The organism is Limosilactobacillus agrestis (genome assembly GCF_014145585.1).
Taxonomy (GTDB): Bacteria; Bacillota; Bacilli; order Lactobacillales; family Lactobacillaceae; genus Limosilactobacillus; species Limosilactobacillus agrestis.
The window spans coordinates 28,321-42,999 of sequence record NZ_JACIVF010000055.1 but is presented as its reverse complement, the minus strand read 5'-3'; the positions used below and the strand labels follow the sequence as shown (position 1 = coordinate 42,999).

At 38.4% G+C, this 14,679-nt stretch carries 13 protein-coding genes, 1 tRNA gene and 1 pseudogene; 6 read left to right on the top strand and 9 right to left on the bottom strand.

What is annotated here, in order from left to right; all coding sequences use genetic code 11:
* Window positions 1-5 precede the first annotated feature (5 nt).
* The 5 genes from H5R88_RS05820 to tpiA form a co-directional block, all read right to left on the bottom strand.
* Window positions 6-2,855 carry a DEAD/DEAH box helicase gene (locus H5R88_RS05820; RefSeq protein ID WP_182600492.1) on the bottom strand — a complete coding sequence of 950 codons (2,850 nt, stop codon included), beginning with the start codon at window positions 2,853-2,855 and terminating at the stop codon, window positions 6-8.
* Between the two features lie 20 nt (window positions 2,856-2,875).
* Window positions 2,876-3,376 (bottom strand): phosphatase PAP2 family protein, encoded by a 501-nt coding sequence (locus H5R88_RS05815; protein ID WP_182600491.1) that lies wholly within the window; start codon window positions 3,374-3,376, stop codon window positions 2,876-2,878.
* On the bottom strand, window positions 3,376-4,329 hold the full coding sequence (locus tag H5R88_RS05810) for an aldo/keto reductase (protein ID WP_182600490.1): 954 nt from the start codon (window positions 4,327-4,329) through the stop codon (window positions 3,376-3,378). Before H5R88_RS05810 ends, H5R88_RS05815 begins: the two co-directional genes overlap by 1 nt.
* A gap of 146 nt (window positions 4,330-4,475) precedes the next feature.
* A tRNA-His gene (locus H5R88_RS05805) sits at window positions 4,476-4,550 on the bottom strand.
* A 55-nt stretch (window positions 4,551-4,605) separates the two neighbouring features.
* Window positions 4,606-5,376, bottom strand: a complete 771-nt coding sequence (gene tpiA, locus H5R88_RS05800) for a triose-phosphate isomerase (protein WP_035151270.1) — start codon at window positions 5,374-5,376, stop codon at window positions 4,606-4,608.
* A gap of 131 nt (window positions 5,377-5,507) precedes the next feature.
* Here tpiA and psiE point away from each other — a divergent pair, with 131 nt between their 5' ends.
* From psiE to H5R88_RS05775, 5 genes and pseudogenes are all read left to right on the top strand, one after another.
* Complete coding sequence (gene psiE / locus H5R88_RS05795; protein WP_003665465.1) at window positions 5,508-5,909, top strand: phosphate-starvation-inducible protein PsiE; 402 nt, start codon at window positions 5,508-5,510, stop codon at window positions 5,907-5,909.
* Window positions 5,910-5,933: 24 nt separating this feature from the next.
* Window positions 5,934-6,098 (top strand): annotated as a pseudogene (locus H5R88_RS05790) (alpha/beta hydrolase); the annotation flags it as partial.
* Window positions 6,099-6,577: 479 nt separating this feature from the next.
* Window positions 6,578-7,603, top strand: a complete 1,026-nt coding sequence (locus H5R88_RS05785; RefSeq protein ID WP_182600489.1) for a cation diffusion facilitator family transporter — start codon at window positions 6,578-6,580, stop codon at window positions 7,601-7,603.
* A gap of 330 nt (window positions 7,604-7,933) precedes the next feature.
* Window positions 7,934-9,352 carry a Na+/H+ antiporter NhaC family protein gene (locus H5R88_RS05780; protein ID WP_182600488.1) on the top strand — a complete coding sequence of 473 codons (1,419 nt, stop codon included), beginning with the start codon at window positions 7,934-7,936 and terminating at the stop codon, window positions 9,350-9,352.
* Window positions 9,353-9,496: 144 nt separating this feature from the next.
* Window positions 9,497-9,730, top strand: a complete 234-nt coding sequence (locus tag H5R88_RS05775; RefSeq protein WP_182577630.1) for a cytochrome b5 domain-containing protein — start codon at window positions 9,497-9,499, stop codon at window positions 9,728-9,730.
* A gap of 68 nt (window positions 9,731-9,798) precedes the next feature.
* Here the strand turns inward: H5R88_RS05775 and H5R88_RS05770 are convergent, their stop codons facing one another.
* Both H5R88_RS05770 and H5R88_RS05765 read right to left on the bottom strand, forming a co-directional pair.
* Window positions 9,799-10,449 carry an NAD(P)-dependent oxidoreductase gene (locus tag H5R88_RS05770; protein WP_182600487.1) on the bottom strand — a complete coding sequence of 217 codons (651 nt, stop codon included), beginning with the start codon at window positions 10,447-10,449 and terminating at the stop codon, window positions 9,799-9,801.
* Between the two features lie 78 nt (window positions 10,450-10,527).
* Window positions 10,528-10,755: a hypothetical protein gene (locus tag H5R88_RS05765; protein ID WP_182600486.1), complete on the bottom strand. Its 228-nt coding sequence runs from the start codon at window positions 10,753-10,755 to the stop codon at window positions 10,528-10,530.
* A gap of 107 nt (window positions 10,756-10,862) precedes the next feature.
* On the opposite strand from H5R88_RS05765, the gene H5R88_RS05760 reads away from it, so the two are divergent.
* Window positions 10,863-11,603: an SDR family NAD(P)-dependent oxidoreductase gene (locus H5R88_RS05760; RefSeq protein WP_182600485.1), complete on the top strand. Its 741-nt coding sequence runs from the start codon at window positions 10,863-10,865 to the stop codon at window positions 11,601-11,603.
* Window positions 11,604-11,760: 157 nt separating this feature from the next.
* Here the strand turns inward: H5R88_RS05760 and H5R88_RS05755 are convergent, their stop codons facing one another.
* Together H5R88_RS05755 and H5R88_RS05750 are read right to left on the bottom strand one after the other, a co-directional pair.
* Entirely contained in the window at window positions 11,761-13,098 is a 1,338-nt protein-coding gene (locus tag H5R88_RS05755; RefSeq protein WP_182600484.1) for a replication-associated recombination protein A, read from the bottom strand.
* A gap of 961 nt (window positions 13,099-14,059) precedes the next feature.
* Window positions 14,060-14,656, bottom strand: a complete 597-nt coding sequence (locus tag H5R88_RS05750; RefSeq protein ID WP_182600483.1) for a cysteine hydrolase family protein — start codon at window positions 14,654-14,656, stop codon at window positions 14,060-14,062.
* Window positions 14,657-14,679: the final 23 nt, after the last annotated feature.

Below are 14,679 nucleotides of genomic sequence, written 5' to 3'. Positions count from 1 at the left end.
TGCGTTTACATCGCTAATAAACTCATCATCGCGGAAGTTAGCGATTGTTCTAATACCAAATCCATCCCCACTGCCGCTTTTTTCTTTGGACCAACTAATTCTTCTCTTACTGAGTCTGGTTGAATATAAGCAGGGCCTAAATAATAAAACTCTTTGCCAACCGCATCACTCTGTTTTACAAATAAGTGTAACTTTACTTGTGGTTTACCTTCTTTTACCCCCGCAAGCAGCCGCTGTACTTCATCAGATGAAAGATGACGAGGTGCCCGGGTATACCAGCGCAAGGAACGGCCATCTTGTAATTGATTATTATAGATAGCATTTCTTTTTTCTTCCGCATCCTTATGGTAGGTAATGAAAATCGGACACACATCTTCTGCTACCCGATACCCATATAACGGAGCACTTACGTCGAGGGGCCAATTTAACAAACGACAAACATCTTTTCGATCATATTGCTGATAAAGTGTAAATGCATGCTTAAAATCATATTGTTTAGTGATTTCAAGCCCCGTCGTTAATACATCCATAAACAATCGCTTAAAATCATTATGCCTTTTCAACCCTTCTCGAATTTTTGAATTAAACTGATATGTTAATAAATCTGGATGATCAACCAGAGGAAGCCCGCCATACTGATCTTTTTTTAATTGTTTACCGGCTTTTACATTAAAGAAGCGTAAACTTAAAATATCGTCAACTGATTGTAAAACAGCTGGTGAAACCCGAATATTTTGTTGTTTTAGTTCTGCTTTAAAAGCATCAATTGAACATGTACCACGAAGTAAACATTGAAGGAAGATCAATTCATGTGGCCGTTTACCATTAAGAAGCTCTTTAGTTAAAAAGGCCAGTACTTGTCGCTCATAATTAGTTAATTTAAGTTCGGTCCCCATCTTCTCTAAAAAGTCACCATAATGGTTGAGTTGGGCATTTTGCGCAAATACTCGGGGATCAACAGAACCATAACGATAAAAGTCATTCAGCAACGGTGTTTTCCCTAGTTGGTTAGTTAAATCATGGTATGCCTGCCGTAATTCACGCATCGAGTCCAATTTAACCTTATCAAGGGAGGCTAAAATTTGTTCTTCGGCAACCTTCGTAAAGTTAATAGTTGAAACATCAAAATTTGTTGGCACCTTAATTTCACAACGCGCTCGATCCTTACTTCGACTATTATCCTGGTTAAGTGCAAGTGGAATCATGTAGTTATGCTGATAATTTCCAATAAAATCAATTACTGTCACAAAATCTTTACCAGGGTATTTACGCAATCCGCGCCCTAGTTGTTGGGTAAAAACAATTGGTGACTGGGTATTGCGCATCATTACAATCTGATTTACTGATGGAATATCGACTCCTTCATTAAAAAGATCGACGGTAATGACATACTCAATCTTTCCTGCTTCCAATTGTTCAACTGCCTTTGCCCGCTCTTGACTGCTGCTTTGATTCGTTAATGCAATCGCAGGATGGTCAGCCGCATTAAATTGGACTGCCAATTCTTTTGCTTCTGTCTGACGACTACAAAATACTAATCCACGAGGCTGATCCCCACAGTATCCATAGTAGTCTAATTGACTAAGAACATAATTAACCCGTTTTGCAGCAACCAATTGATTTAACTTAGAAGTCTCGGTAATAACTTCGCCATCAACTTCATAATCGGTGACCCCTACATAATGAAAGGGAGTCAACATTTTAGCAACCAATGCATCTTTCAGACGAATTTCGTAGGCCAAATGATAATCAAACAACTTAAATACATCTTGATTATCCATTCGTTCAGGGGTTGCAGTCATCCCCAACCAAAACTGCGGCATAAAGTGGTTTAAAATTCGTTGATAACTAGGTGCTGCTGCACGATGGGCCTCATCGATCAAAATGTAGTCAAATTCGGTTGCTTTGAGCTTATCCAAAACTGATTGCTGGCTCAGTGTTTGAACAGTTGCAAATAAATATTTAGCATTCCAATCATGGCGATTACCTGTCAGTAACCCATAATCAGTTTTCTTTCCACCAATAACTCGTTGAAAACTAGCTAACGATTTTTTGGCAATCTGTTCTCGATGAACGATATATAAAAAACGACGCGGTTGATATTTTTTAACCGCAAACGCCCCTAGATATGTTTTTCCAGTTCCAGTTGCTGAAACAACCAGTCCTTTCTTTGCGCCAGTTTTTATCAGAGTACTTAATTGTCCTAAAGCGGCCTGTTGCATTTGATTAGGCTCAATTGGTTTTAATTTTTCCGGTTGCGTCACCCTAGTCTTTGGTGGTTGCCAATTCTTGCGATACTTCGCAATCCACTCTGATGTTAGAACAGTACTCTCATGTTTAACAGCATTTAATTCCGCCGTTAGTTGTTGAAAAAAGCTTCCTTCTTGGCGGGAACTTAATTTCAAATTCCACTCCTTATTAACTAACAAAGCAGACCGTGTAAAATTAGCACTCCCAATAATTACGGTCTGATATTCCCCATGATCAAATAAATACCCCTTAGTGTGAAATCCATTAATATCAGCAATCCTGACCGTTAAATTAGGAATTTTTTGCAATTCTTCAAACATCGCGGGGTGATTAAAATTCAAATAATCACTGGTAATGATGGTCCCATGTACTCCCTGCTGTGCTAAGTCAGCCATCACTGCCTTAAATGGAACCAACATGTCTAACGTAATAAAGGCGACTGACCACGTAAAACTTTTACATGACAGTAATTCGTGCCGTAACGTTTGCCAAATTGTCGATGATTGATTATTGGTTAATAATTGCGGACCTAGTAACATATTGCCTTGATATTGATTACTAATAAGCCCATTCAAAATTGCGTCTTGCAAGACTGAATTGTTCATGAAATACACCTTTCTAAAAATTAGACAAGAAATAAAAACAAACCACAAATAAAGCCACAAACAAACCCGATAACAACATCACGGAGAAAATGAACTCCGCCAATCACTCTCGTAATAGCTGAAACAACAGCTAAAGTGAGTAAGATCATTCCTAAAATCAAATTTAACCTTAATCCACACATCGCAATAACAGTCGCCGAAAAAACATGACGACTAGGCAGTGAATCACCAGTTTTTTGCCGTAAAATTAAGGGATTAATCGGAAATTTTTCATATGGTCGTGGCGCATCAATCCGTTGACGAATAAAAGAAAGTAGGATAAAGCCAATGCCAGGAATAAGTAGAAAATGGCCTGCTTTAAAGACATCATTTTTCCCTACCCACACCAATATAACGATATAGGCAATGTACATAACCCACACAACAAATTTATTAATCGCTCGTAATAAAGGAATTGTCCACGGGTGTCGATAAAAAGGAGCTGTAATATGCTGATAGAACTGAAGATAATCTTTTTTCATTATGGCAAATCATTCCCGGCCGCAAGATATAGGTCATACCATTCTTGACTTGTCAACGTAATATCGCTCCCCTTAGCACTGTCAATAATATGAGCTGGCGTCATAGTGCCAAGCAACACTTGCATATGCGCAGGGTGACGCAAAATCCATGCAACGGCAATTGCATTTTTACTTACCTTATATTTTTGCGCAAGAGTTTCTAACATTGCATTTAGTTCAGAGAATTGATCATTATTAATAAATGTCCCAGCAAATGTGCCATATTGGAAAGGTGACCATGTTTGAATCGTCATCCGTTTTCGACGCGTGTACTCTAATAATCCCCCATCATGATTGATTGCAGCATCATCAGTCATGTTCGTATGCAGGCCAAAATCAATCATCCCCGTATGCTTTAAGCCAAATTGTACCTGGTCAATCAAAAGCCGTTGGTTTGTCGCCGCTTGAAGGAGCGCGATTTGTTGCGGGTTAAAATTCGATACTCCAAAATGGCGGACTTTCCCAGATGATTGAAGTTGGTCAAAGGCTGCTGCTATCTCTGCGGGCTCCATTAAGGGGTCTGGACGATGAATCAAAAATGAATCAAGATAATCAATTCCCATCCGTTGCAAAATCCCATCAACAGCAGCGATTAAATGCTTCTTTGACGAATCATACCGCGTTATTTTATTATCCTCGTTCGCAAAAAGGCCTCCTTTTGATTGAATGTAAAAGTCATCACGAGTAAGACTACTTTTCTTTAACGCTTCACCAAAATGAATTTCCGAAGATCCGCGTCCTAACTGTGGGTCGTTGCCATAAATATCAGCTGAATCAATAAAGTTTATTCCAGCATCGTGGGCGGCTTCTAAGGCATCGATCGCTTTGGGCACTGCTAATGTCCCCATTCGCATAATACCCAATGCAACATTCGATACTTCCCAGCTTGTTCCACCAATTTGTATGTTTTTCATAATTAAAGCCCCTTTTTCTTTCTCCACCTTATACCGTTTCTATTTTAAGTTACTTTCTTTGATGTTATCAATTAAAATTCATAAAACAGAGAATACAAAAAAACGCGACAGCAAAGGAAAAATCCTTTGCCATCGCGCTAGGTCAGGGCGGTATGTGGGATTCGAACCCACGCGTGCCGGACCCACAAACCGGTGTGTTAACCAAACTTCACCAATACCGCCATAACAACTGTTAATAACTATAACACAAAATGACGGTAAAGAGAAAGACTTTTTTTATTTTTCTTGGTCCTTTTTTAAATAATTGACCATCCGCAAGAAATTATCAACATCTAAACTTGCCCGACCGATTAAAACCCCATCCACATCTGGCTTGTTCATAATCATTCCGATATTATCTGGATTGACACTGCCCCCATATAGGATCCGGATCTTATCAGCAATCTCATATGTATAGTTATCAGCAATCGTTCGCCGAATTTGACGGCATCCTTCTTCAGCAAGAACTGGATTAGCGTGCTGACCATATCCTACTGCCCAACTTGGTTCATAGGAAACGACTACATTTTTAATTTGATCAAGAGAAACGCCCCTCAATACGCTCATCAATTGTTGGAAAACGTAGTGGATTTCACCATTAACTTCTTTCTGAACCATCGTTTCATCCGTACAAATTATCGGGGTAACACCCATTTGGAGGGCTGCCAATACTTTCCGATTAACCAACTCATTATCCTCATGAAATAAATGGCGACGTTCAATATGTCCTAACATTACATATGAAACACCAGCGTCAGCTAAACCTCGTAAGCTAATTTCACCAGTGAAAGCTCCCGAATATTCAGCCGCCGCATTTTGCGCGATTATCTTTAATCCTGAATCATCAGCAGCGTGAACCATACTGGGTAATGCAAAAGCTTGGGCCGCAATTCCGACTTCAATTTCTTGCGGATCCGGTAGCTTTCCTTTAATTGCGTCCACAAATTCAACCGATTCTTGGACATTTTTATGCATCTTCCAATTAGCTGCAATAAAGGGTTTTCGCATTTCTCACTCCTCCTTTTATCCTCTATCTTTAAGTATCGCATATTTTTAATGGCTATTTTGTTAAATATTAGCTAAATTTCTTTATCATTGCTATTCTATAGATAAAGCGTTTTCTTGAGGAGTATTAGAGAATGAAAAAAATATATAAATTAGCAGCTAATTTTAGTCATATTTTGCGTCTATGTACAATCGGTGCACTAGCAATTCTAGGAATTTTATTAACTATTATTTTATTTACGGAAACTTTTTCGCTGATTCCTCTTATGCAAGCGGGAAATACGGACCATGTCATTTTTAAGATTTTGGATCGCGTTATCGTCTTCTTTCTTTTCTTTTCATTTATGACAATGATAATTGCCGCGCTAAAACATCATGGCCGGATTGCGGTCGATTTTTTATTAAGCTTAGGAATTATGGCTTTAATCCGGGGACTAATTGCCGCTCACGGTCAGCCTTATGAAATTCTTACTAATTCGATTGCCATTTTATTATTAATCATCGGCATGGTAGTATTGAAACACTTTATGAAATAGGAGTCGTAATAATGAAGAACTCATACTTATAAAGATGACCCAATCGTTCCTTATCAAAATAGCATTGCGGTCGCTAATAAAATTAGAGCAAAACTCATAGTTAAAGAAAAAGGCGGGCACTTTTTAACTAGTGACGGCTTCATAAAATTCCCTCTAGCATTAAAAGAATTAAACAAATTGGCTGGATAGCTTAACTTTATAAATAAATAACTCGACTTTTCTTAAGAATTAAAATTTATTAATTCATATGATAGTTACTTATAATATTTTACTTATAATCATTCCCTCCTTTCGTAAAAAAGCTCATTAAAAGCTTAGCTAATTATTATCGTCACTACTGCTTAGACCTGTTACAATACTTGGTGGAGAGGGGAAAACAATTATTATAATTTGTTTTCCAAAAAGGCAACTGTAATTGGTTGTGCTGTAAAAAATATTTTAATTATGTAAAGGAGTTGTTCAATATGATGTCAATTATGAGTAATATGATCGCTGTAGTAAGTTTTATGGGACTGATTATTGCAACATGCGCCCACGTAATTAATAACCGGGCCTAGCAATTATTTTCATTATTATTTTTAGTAAAAGCTGAGAAAATCGTTTTCTCGGCTTTTATTTTTTGCGTTACAATTAAACTGATTTTATTAACCAAGGAAGTTCTTAAATTAATGACTAAATTTAAAAGACATACAACCAAAGAAATGAATAACTGGGAGAAAACGCAAGCAACCGAACTAGCGAAGATTCGAGCTTCCCAACACCATTTAATTTATAACTTGATTGCTTATGTTGTTATTTCAATTATCGAGTACTGGTTAGCTGAAATAAGTAAATCACAGACGTTACGAGCCGATGCTTTCAACAACCTTTCGGGAATTATCTCGACCTTTTTACTGATGATGGGCTTACACATCGCCCAGGATGTCGATGATGATGATATCATTGGCGCACGGCTGCCTTCTGGAAATTATCAAGCACATATGGGATCTGACCAACGAGTACAATTTGTTCGTTGGCGTTATGAGACAATTTTTTCCCTTGTCACAGCGGTCGTGATGGTTGCGATTGCTTTAAGCGTTATCATCGATGGCATTAAAAGTCTCCTCAATCCTGCAAGTCGAGTAGTTCCACAACCAGTCGCATTGATCGGGGCGGGGATCGCGTCAGTTATTATGTTAGTCGTTTGGTATATGAATCGACAAACAGGACTTAAGTTAAAAAACGCCGCGTTGCTTGCTTCTGCCCAAGATAGCCTGAGCGATGCCTTCACAAGTATTGGAACCTTGATTTCAATTGGTGGTGCCCTCCTCTTTAACCTTCGTTGGCTTGATGGTGCTACCAGTATTGTCGTCGGTTTCTTTATTCTATATTCTGGACTAAAAATTTTCTTTGAAAGCAGTCTTAACTTAACCGACTACTTTGATCCCCGGGCTGAACAGGAATACCGTCAAACAATCACCAATATTCCGCACGTTGTAAAAGTTGTCGAACTAAAAGCTCACTATAACGGAAACGTGGTCACGCTTGATGCTTCCGTAATGGTTAACGCTAAAATGACGATTCTCAAAAGTTTTCAATTATCAGAACACATCGAAAATGTAATGCGAGAAAAATTCGGAATAATTGACACTGATATTTCTTTTGTCCCTGATCCTCATTCATTTTCTGATAAGGATATTTCTGGTGAATTCTAAAATTAGAGTTTGACAAATTTTGATTAGAATGTTTTAATAATTACAACTTAACTTGAAAGGAACGACTAACATGATTCAACACTCATTAACTTCAACTAAGTATTATAACAACTATGCTTACCGTGCATAATTGTCTGTACTCATCTAGGTACGGACAGCGGTGTTCGTACCTAAGCAGGGTTGTTTTAATGAGTCCTTTGCTAGGTACATTGATCTAGTAAGGGCGTGTAGTTTTCCGCGATTTTTTATACTACCGTAATACCAACTAGATTAAGCAAATGCCGCTGATCTAGTTGGTATTTTTTATTAAAAAACAAGGAGAATTACACAATGAAAACTATTAATAAATCAAAAAATAGTTCTGAGCCAGTGATTGGCTTTAGCGAAAGTTTACTTATTCTTGGCGTAATATTATGTATCTTAGGCTACCCCATTATTTTTAAACACCAAGAACCACAAGCACCACTATTTATTTCATTTGTTTTGCTCGCTGTTTATGGGCGAATTCGTGGATTTAAATGGAATACCGTGATGGATGGAATGCGTCATGGTTTGCGAGCCGGCGTTGACCCTCTCATTATCTTTCTTTCAATCGGCGTCTTAATTGCTACCTGGATTTTCTCAGGAACTATTCCAACAATTATGTACTTTGGATTTGAGATTATTTCCGTAAAGTTCTTTTTGCCAACAGTTTTTATCGTTTGTACCCTTGTTGGGGTTGCTTGTGGAAGCTCATTTACAACTGTATCGACAATGGGGATCGCCTTTATTGGCATTGGTGCAACCCTTAAAATTAACCCCGGTTTAACTGCGGGAGTAATTATTTCAGGGGCCTTTTGTGGTTCGAATATTTCCCCGCTTTCAGGAACTACAAACCTTGCTGCCAGTGTTGGTGAAATCAGTATCTACCAGCACATTAAATCCCTACTCACCACCGATATTCCCGCCTGGGCAATCTGTCTTATTCTTTACACCTTCCTAGGATTGAACTCCAAAAATGTTAGCTTAGGCGCCGTTCACCAAATGATGGCCGGTTTACAAAATGGGTTCTGGATCTCAACATGGGCTCTTCTCCCTGTTCTTCTCCTAATCGTGTTAGCTATTTTCCAAGTTCCAGCTATCCCTTCCCTTGGCCTTGGCTCACTCTTTGCGGTCGTACTTGGCTGGATTCATGCACCTAAAACCAGCCTCACTACGATTACTAATACCATCATGACTGGTTACGTTTCCCATACCGGTGATAAGACAATCGATATATTGCTTTCTAAAGGTGGTATCTCTAGTATGCTTACTTCTCTAGCCCTAATTATCTTCGCGCTTGCTTTAGGTGGCTTATTGATCAAGTTCAATATTATTAGCGCCATCATTAATCACTTAACTGGGATTGTAAAGACGCCTGGTCGATTAGCATTCTCCACAGCCCTTACCTGTATTGGGGTTAACCTCCTTGTTGGGGAACACTACCTTGCAATTATTCTTCCCGGTCAATCATTTCTCCCGTCATTTGATAAATTAGGCTTAAAACGGGTTGATTTAACTCGGATTCTCAATGACGCAGGGGCCGCAGTCAACGCAATTGTCCCATGGAGTGTTTCTGGGGTATTCATCGCTAGTACCTTACAAATTAATCCATTAAGTTTTATTCCGTGGACATTTTTCCCATTCCTCGTTACCATCCTAACGGTTATTGCAGGAATGCTTGTAAAGGTCCCAGTCCAAAGCCCTGCTGCAAACTTAGTCGCTGAATAAATTGAATTTCAGATATCATTCCCATTTTCGTGTTATAGTGATGATAAGATAACGAATAAACTCGTCATCGATTTTCATATGTTATTACACTCAGACAAGAAGAGGCCGAGTCGATTCCCAGCTTCTTATAGAGGAGGGATTATTATGCGGTTATTTACTCACAATGAATTAGCGCAATATAATGGCCAAGAAGGTCGTCCGGCATATATTGGAGTACGCGGAAATGTTTATGATGTTTCTGAAGTTCCAGAATGGAAAGGCGCGGAAATTCACGGCAACGTTTTTGGTCATGACCTATCGGATGTTACCTATCAACAAGCAGCTAAAAAGTATTCACCGGTTTCGAAACTTCCAATTATTGGAAAATTAGTTGACTAATATTATTAAAAGGCATGAGAATTAATTTGCGTTCTCATGCCTTTTAGTATTTGCTTTAGTTCTAATAACTATTCCGCATCAATAACGGTAATTCGTTCACGATGGTGGCGTGGCGCTAAAATTTCATTGACCACTAACTTCGCCATTGTCCCCGTAGTTACCTTTGATTTATTTTGTTCGTTAAATAATAATTCATCCTGACCAAGAATATAATTAGTAGCAGCGCCAGCTTCAAATATTGCTGATGGTGAAATGCCTAACCAGTCAATATCAGAAACGGTTTCAAGGTACTCTAACTCTTTTAACTGCTGGCGTGGTGCATTAATCCATGTCTGAGCACCGGGCATTTTTTCAATATCATCAACAAATAGGTGCTTATCCTTACCAGTTTTAAGGCTTCCGGCACCGAGGATGAAAATTAACCGAATTTTATGTTTCCGGGCTAAAACTACTAATTTCTCAGCCAGTCTTACTTGCCGATCCGCATTCTCTGGACTAGTACCATATGCATCAACAATCACATCAAACCGTGATAGCAAACTATCATTTAAGGCGAAAATATCACCACTAATCAAATTGGCATCGTCACCAAGGATCTTTCTTGCCTTACTCTCGTTTCGAACAATTCCAGTCACATTCAAATCTTTTTTTGTCGATGCTAATTTATAGATTGCACTACCAGCCATTCCAGAAGCACCAATTATTCCAACTCTTATCATGACTATCCCTCCTTGGACTATATTCCTTTCATGAATAACTCTATCACGAGGAAGTATTTTTGCCAAAGAAAAGGCTTTCTAGTCATTACTGGCTAAATAATGGCGAATATTGCGAATACACTTATTGAACTCAACCCAGTCATTAAAATCCAGATCAAGATCTTTCACTTGATAGCGATCAGGCGGTGTAATAACTGCTCGCTCTTTCCCATTATATTTAAGAATTAGTTGTGAAGCTCCTTGTTCTAATGTATAACCACGTCCATGAAGCCAAGTCTGGAGCGCTTTTAAGGTTGCTGTATTCATTACATTTCCTCCTCATCTTTATTTTATTATAAAGACTTTTCTAACAAATAGCTAAATCCAGCCAAAAATGCCATAATTATAAAAAAGATTAGAGAGGAGTTTTATATATGCAAACAGTTATTATTACTGGTGGAACCTCTGGAATTGGCCTTGCCACTGCTGATGTTTTTCTCAAAAACGGGTGGAATACGGTGCTTATCGGTCGCAATGCAGAAAAAGGGATGCAAGTTGAACGGCGCCTAGGCGAAACGTATTCTCCGGCACAAGTTGCTTTTATTCAAGCTGATATTAGTAAATCAAGCGAGGTTGAACATGTTAAGCAAACAATCCTCAATAAATTTACAACCGTTGATGTACTTGTCAATAATGCGGGAATCGTTATTCACGGCGAAGTTCATGAAACAAGTGAGGAAGATTGGGATAAAATCTTTGATGTTGATGTTAAAGGGACTTTTCTCATTAGCAAGGCCTTCTTGCCAACAATGATTGAACAAGATCATGGGAGTATCGTCAACATTTCCTCTGTCTCAGGAATGGCTGGCGATCGAGCTATGGTTGCTTATAATGCCGCCAAAGGAGCAATTATTAACATGACTCGGGCAATGGCAATTGATTACGGTAAGAATAATATTCGCGTAAACGTTGTTGCACCTGGTCCTACCAATACCCCGCTTTTTCATCAAGATAAACAAAAATTTGCAAAGAATAGTCCATTAAATCGAATTGTTGAACCTGAAGAAGTTGCTGCTGCAATTTATTTTGTCGCTAGCCCTGCTGCTAGTGCAATAACGGGAGAAGTAATTCCTGTAACAGCTGGCTTTGAAATCTCAACCGGCCAACCAATGTAATTAATAAAGCCACTAGTAACACTTAATCTGCGTTGCCAGTGGCTTTATATCAAATCTGGTCAAAGTTTTTGCATCATCTTTTTTACGGAGACATGCACAAAGAAGTAAGTCGATCACCAGCTCAAGTTAACAAAAATCGTTAATACCTGTTGCATTACTAGTACGGATTAAAATGATCAAAGTGACTTGTATTTTTGTTTGGCCTAAACGGTTGCTGATAAATGTACTCGAATAGCTTTTGGTACTGATAATATAGTTTTTGTTCTGATTTATTAGGGGCGGGTTCATAATAATGACGGCCAATTAAATCAGCAGGTAGATAAGGTTGTTTGGCAACTTTCCGTGGCTCATCAAACATATTTTTCATTAATCCAGCACCACGTAACTTATCCGCCCCCTTGTAATGAACATCTCGGAGATAACTCGGCATTGGGTGCTGACTAGCATCTTTTGCATCCTTGGCTGCTCGTTTATAAGCCTGCATTACTGAATCAGAACGTGGACTAATCGCTAAAAGCATCGTTGCCATTGCAGCATGGGTAGTAGCACGCGGTAAGCCAATTTCTAAAGCAGTATTCGCTAACGTAATTACTTGAGTTGCTCGGGCGGGATCTGCTAAACCAAGGTCTAAAGCACTCATATCCTTTAAACTTCGAACTACTGATTCCAGATCACCCGCCTCAAGTAAAACTGCTAAATAATAAAGGGCAGCATCCGCATCTGAACCCTCAATTGAATCACGCCATGCTGACAAATAATCATAATGTTGAGTTGCATCCTTGTCATAGGTTAAGTGTTGTTGGCGGCTAAAGTTTTTCACTTGCCCAAGGGTTAAATCCTTTTGATACATTGCATATAGGGTATCTAAAACATTTAGGGCCGTTCGTACATCCCCATTGCCAGTATTTGCAATCATATGCGCAATCTCTAAAGGAATCTCATAGTCAAAGACTTGGTGGGCCGCTCGTTCGATCATTTGTTGGACATCTGATGTTTTAAGCGGATGAAATTCAAATATCTGACAGCGAGAGCGAATAGCAGGAACCAATGAAAGGATCGGATTTTCTGTCGTTGCTCCAATTAGAAGGATATGACCATTTTCTAAATAAGGCAATAAATAGTCCTGTAACGGCTTAGTAAGACGGTGAATTTCATCTAATAAGAGGACAAAAGATTCGTCTGGGTGACGGTTAATTAGTTTTGTTAGCTGTTGCTTATTTTCAATACTGGCATTGAACTGTTCAAAGGAATAGTGCAACTCATTAGCAATCACATGTGCTAAAGTTGTTTTTCCGGTCCCCGGGGGTCCCCATAAGATTAATGGAATTGGAATATGCTGGTCAATAATTTGGCGAAGAGGCTTCCCCACTGCCAACAAATGCTCTTGTCCAACCATTTCAGATAATTTTTGTGGTCGCATCCGATCTGCTAACGGTTGTTTAAAGGGATGATTTACTGGCTCATTAGCAGAGAATAAAGAAATATCTTCACTCATCATGCTCCCCCCTTTCTTTAAGGAAGTTTCCTTAATTATACTGCACAGGGAATATTGTGTCTTAGGCAAAGTTTAAGAGAAAAATATATTTAATATAGTAAGTTCTAAAGTTGATTTCCAGACTAGAGGACGCATTTAAATGTAGGCTTTTAATTTTCTTCTAATCTCAGGAAAGCTCATAGTCCTGTTGAAAATGGTCATATGATTGGAAAAGTATCGATCACAGCTTGGCAAAGGTAACTTATGATAAATATCGCTGCCTAGCGGTGAGCTAAGCTAGGACGATAATTAGTACGACGGGCTGAGTATCGTTCGCACCTAGGATCGAGTCCTGTGGAGACATGAGACTAGACTCTGGGAGTCCCCGTATGCAACAATGACCTCCAACGCTCGGTAAAACCGAACATTGGAGGTTATTGTTGTACTGTGCTATTTGTCTTAACCTGACTTATGTCACATCCAATATTTCAAATCATGATTTGGATATATAAAATGGATATAAACCCCATAATAAACAAAAATAGTTCTTAATACATCTTTGTAAAAAGTTGATATATCAAGAACTAATAAACTTTGCAAATTCCAAAAATGCTGAATGCCAGGACATGAGTTGAAAGAAAAACTTGAATCGTGTTTTTCCCCATTCTCTGACAAGCATACATATTAGAAATGCGATTGTTATTTCCAAGCAGACTACTTAAATATACTCGCAGAGAATACAGAGCTAAAATGTAATTTTCTTGTTGTTCAATCCCAGCCTTATTACATGCTTCTTTTAGTCCGTCATTTAAGCCGCCTTGTGTAACTGGCAATTGGTTATTTGAGCTAATTGATTTATAACTCTATGTAAGTTCAGAAAGATGTATCCTGATGTGTTTTTTAAACCATAATTGAAGTGCCTCATAATTGTTAGATTTCTTGTCTAACAATTAACTCCATTTTTAGGGGATGCTTTTAGTTATTATAATTCTTTGATAATTTCTTCAGTTAGCATTTTTGTTGCTACGTTATTCATCGCATAGTTCATTGCAGCTGATTGCCATTCATCGTTAATAGTAGCAGTAGCATCAGGAACTACTATAACTTTATAACCATAATCAGCACCATCTCTAGCAGTATGCTCTACAGCCATATTAGTCCAGACACCAGTAATTATGATCGTATCAATATCTAAATTTTTCAAAATAGTATTTAATTCTGTACCGTGAAATGCACTCATTCGATCACGCTGAAGTACAAAATCTTCTGGGGCAATGTCAATTCCATCAACCGTTTCTGCACCCCAAGTACCGCTAAATGCACTCTGATTATTTTTCATATTTATAAATATCGGTGCATTACTCCCGATTGCCTTCCCATCATTTTTAACTACAAATTGATTATGAATCACGGGAATATTATTTTCATGAGCAGCGCTGATTAATTGACTAATATGAGGAACAATTTTTTGCTTTTGAGCATGTTCTACGGCACCAGTACCTTCTGATTTACCTCCAGCACTTATATTATCATTTTGCATATCAATTACTAATAGAGCTGTTTTATTTTTTTCTAACATCTATATTTCCTTTCTTAACATAT

Bases quoted from the DNA above. Each gene is read 5' to 3' on its own strand.
- H5R88_RS05785 (WP_182600489.1), top strand. From the start codon at position 6,578: ATGACTAAATTTAAAAGACATACAACCAAAGAAATGAATAACTGGGAG.
- H5R88_RS05780 (WP_182600488.1), top strand. From the start codon at position 7,934: ATGAAAACTATTAATAAATCAAAAAATAGTTCTGAGCCAGTGATTGGC.
- H5R88_RS05770 (WP_182600487.1), bottom strand. From the start codon at position 10,449: ATGATAAGAGTTGGAATAATTGGTGCTTCTGGAATGGCTGGTAGTGCA.
- psiE (WP_003665465.1), top strand. From the start codon at position 5,508: ATGAAAAAAATATATAAATTAGCAGCTAATTTTAGTCATATTTTGCGT.
- H5R88_RS05810 (WP_182600490.1), bottom strand. From the start codon at position 4,329: ATGAAAAACATACAAATTGGTGGAACAAGCTGGGAAGTATCGAATGTT.
- H5R88_RS05755 (WP_182600484.1), bottom strand. From the start codon at position 13,098: ATGAGTGAAGATATTTCTTTATTCTCTGCTAATGAGCCAGTAAATCAT.
- H5R88_RS05775 (WP_182577630.1), top strand. From the start codon at position 9,497: ATGCGGTTATTTACTCACAATGAATTAGCGCAATATAATGGCCAAGAA.
- H5R88_RS05820 (WP_182600492.1), bottom strand. From the start codon at position 2,855: ATGAACAATTCAGTCTTGCAAGACGCAATTTTGAATGGGCTTATTAGT.
- H5R88_RS05760 (WP_182600485.1), top strand. From the start codon at position 10,863: ATGCAAACAGTTATTATTACTGGTGGAACCTCTGGAATTGGCCTTGCC.
- H5R88_RS05765 (WP_182600486.1), bottom strand. From the start codon at position 10,755: ATGAATACAGCAACCTTAAAAGCGCTCCAGACTTGGCTTCATGGACGT.
- H5R88_RS05750 (WP_182600483.1), bottom strand. From the start codon at position 14,656: ATGTTAGAAAAAAATAAAACAGCTCTATTAGTAATTGATATGCAAAAT.
- tpiA (WP_035151270.1), bottom strand. From the start codon at position 5,376: ATGCGAAAACCCTTTATTGCAGCTAATTGGAAGATGCATAAAAATGTC.
- H5R88_RS05815 (WP_182600491.1), bottom strand. From the start codon at position 3,376: ATGAAAAAAGATTATCTTCAGTTCTATCAGCATATTACAGCTCCTTTT.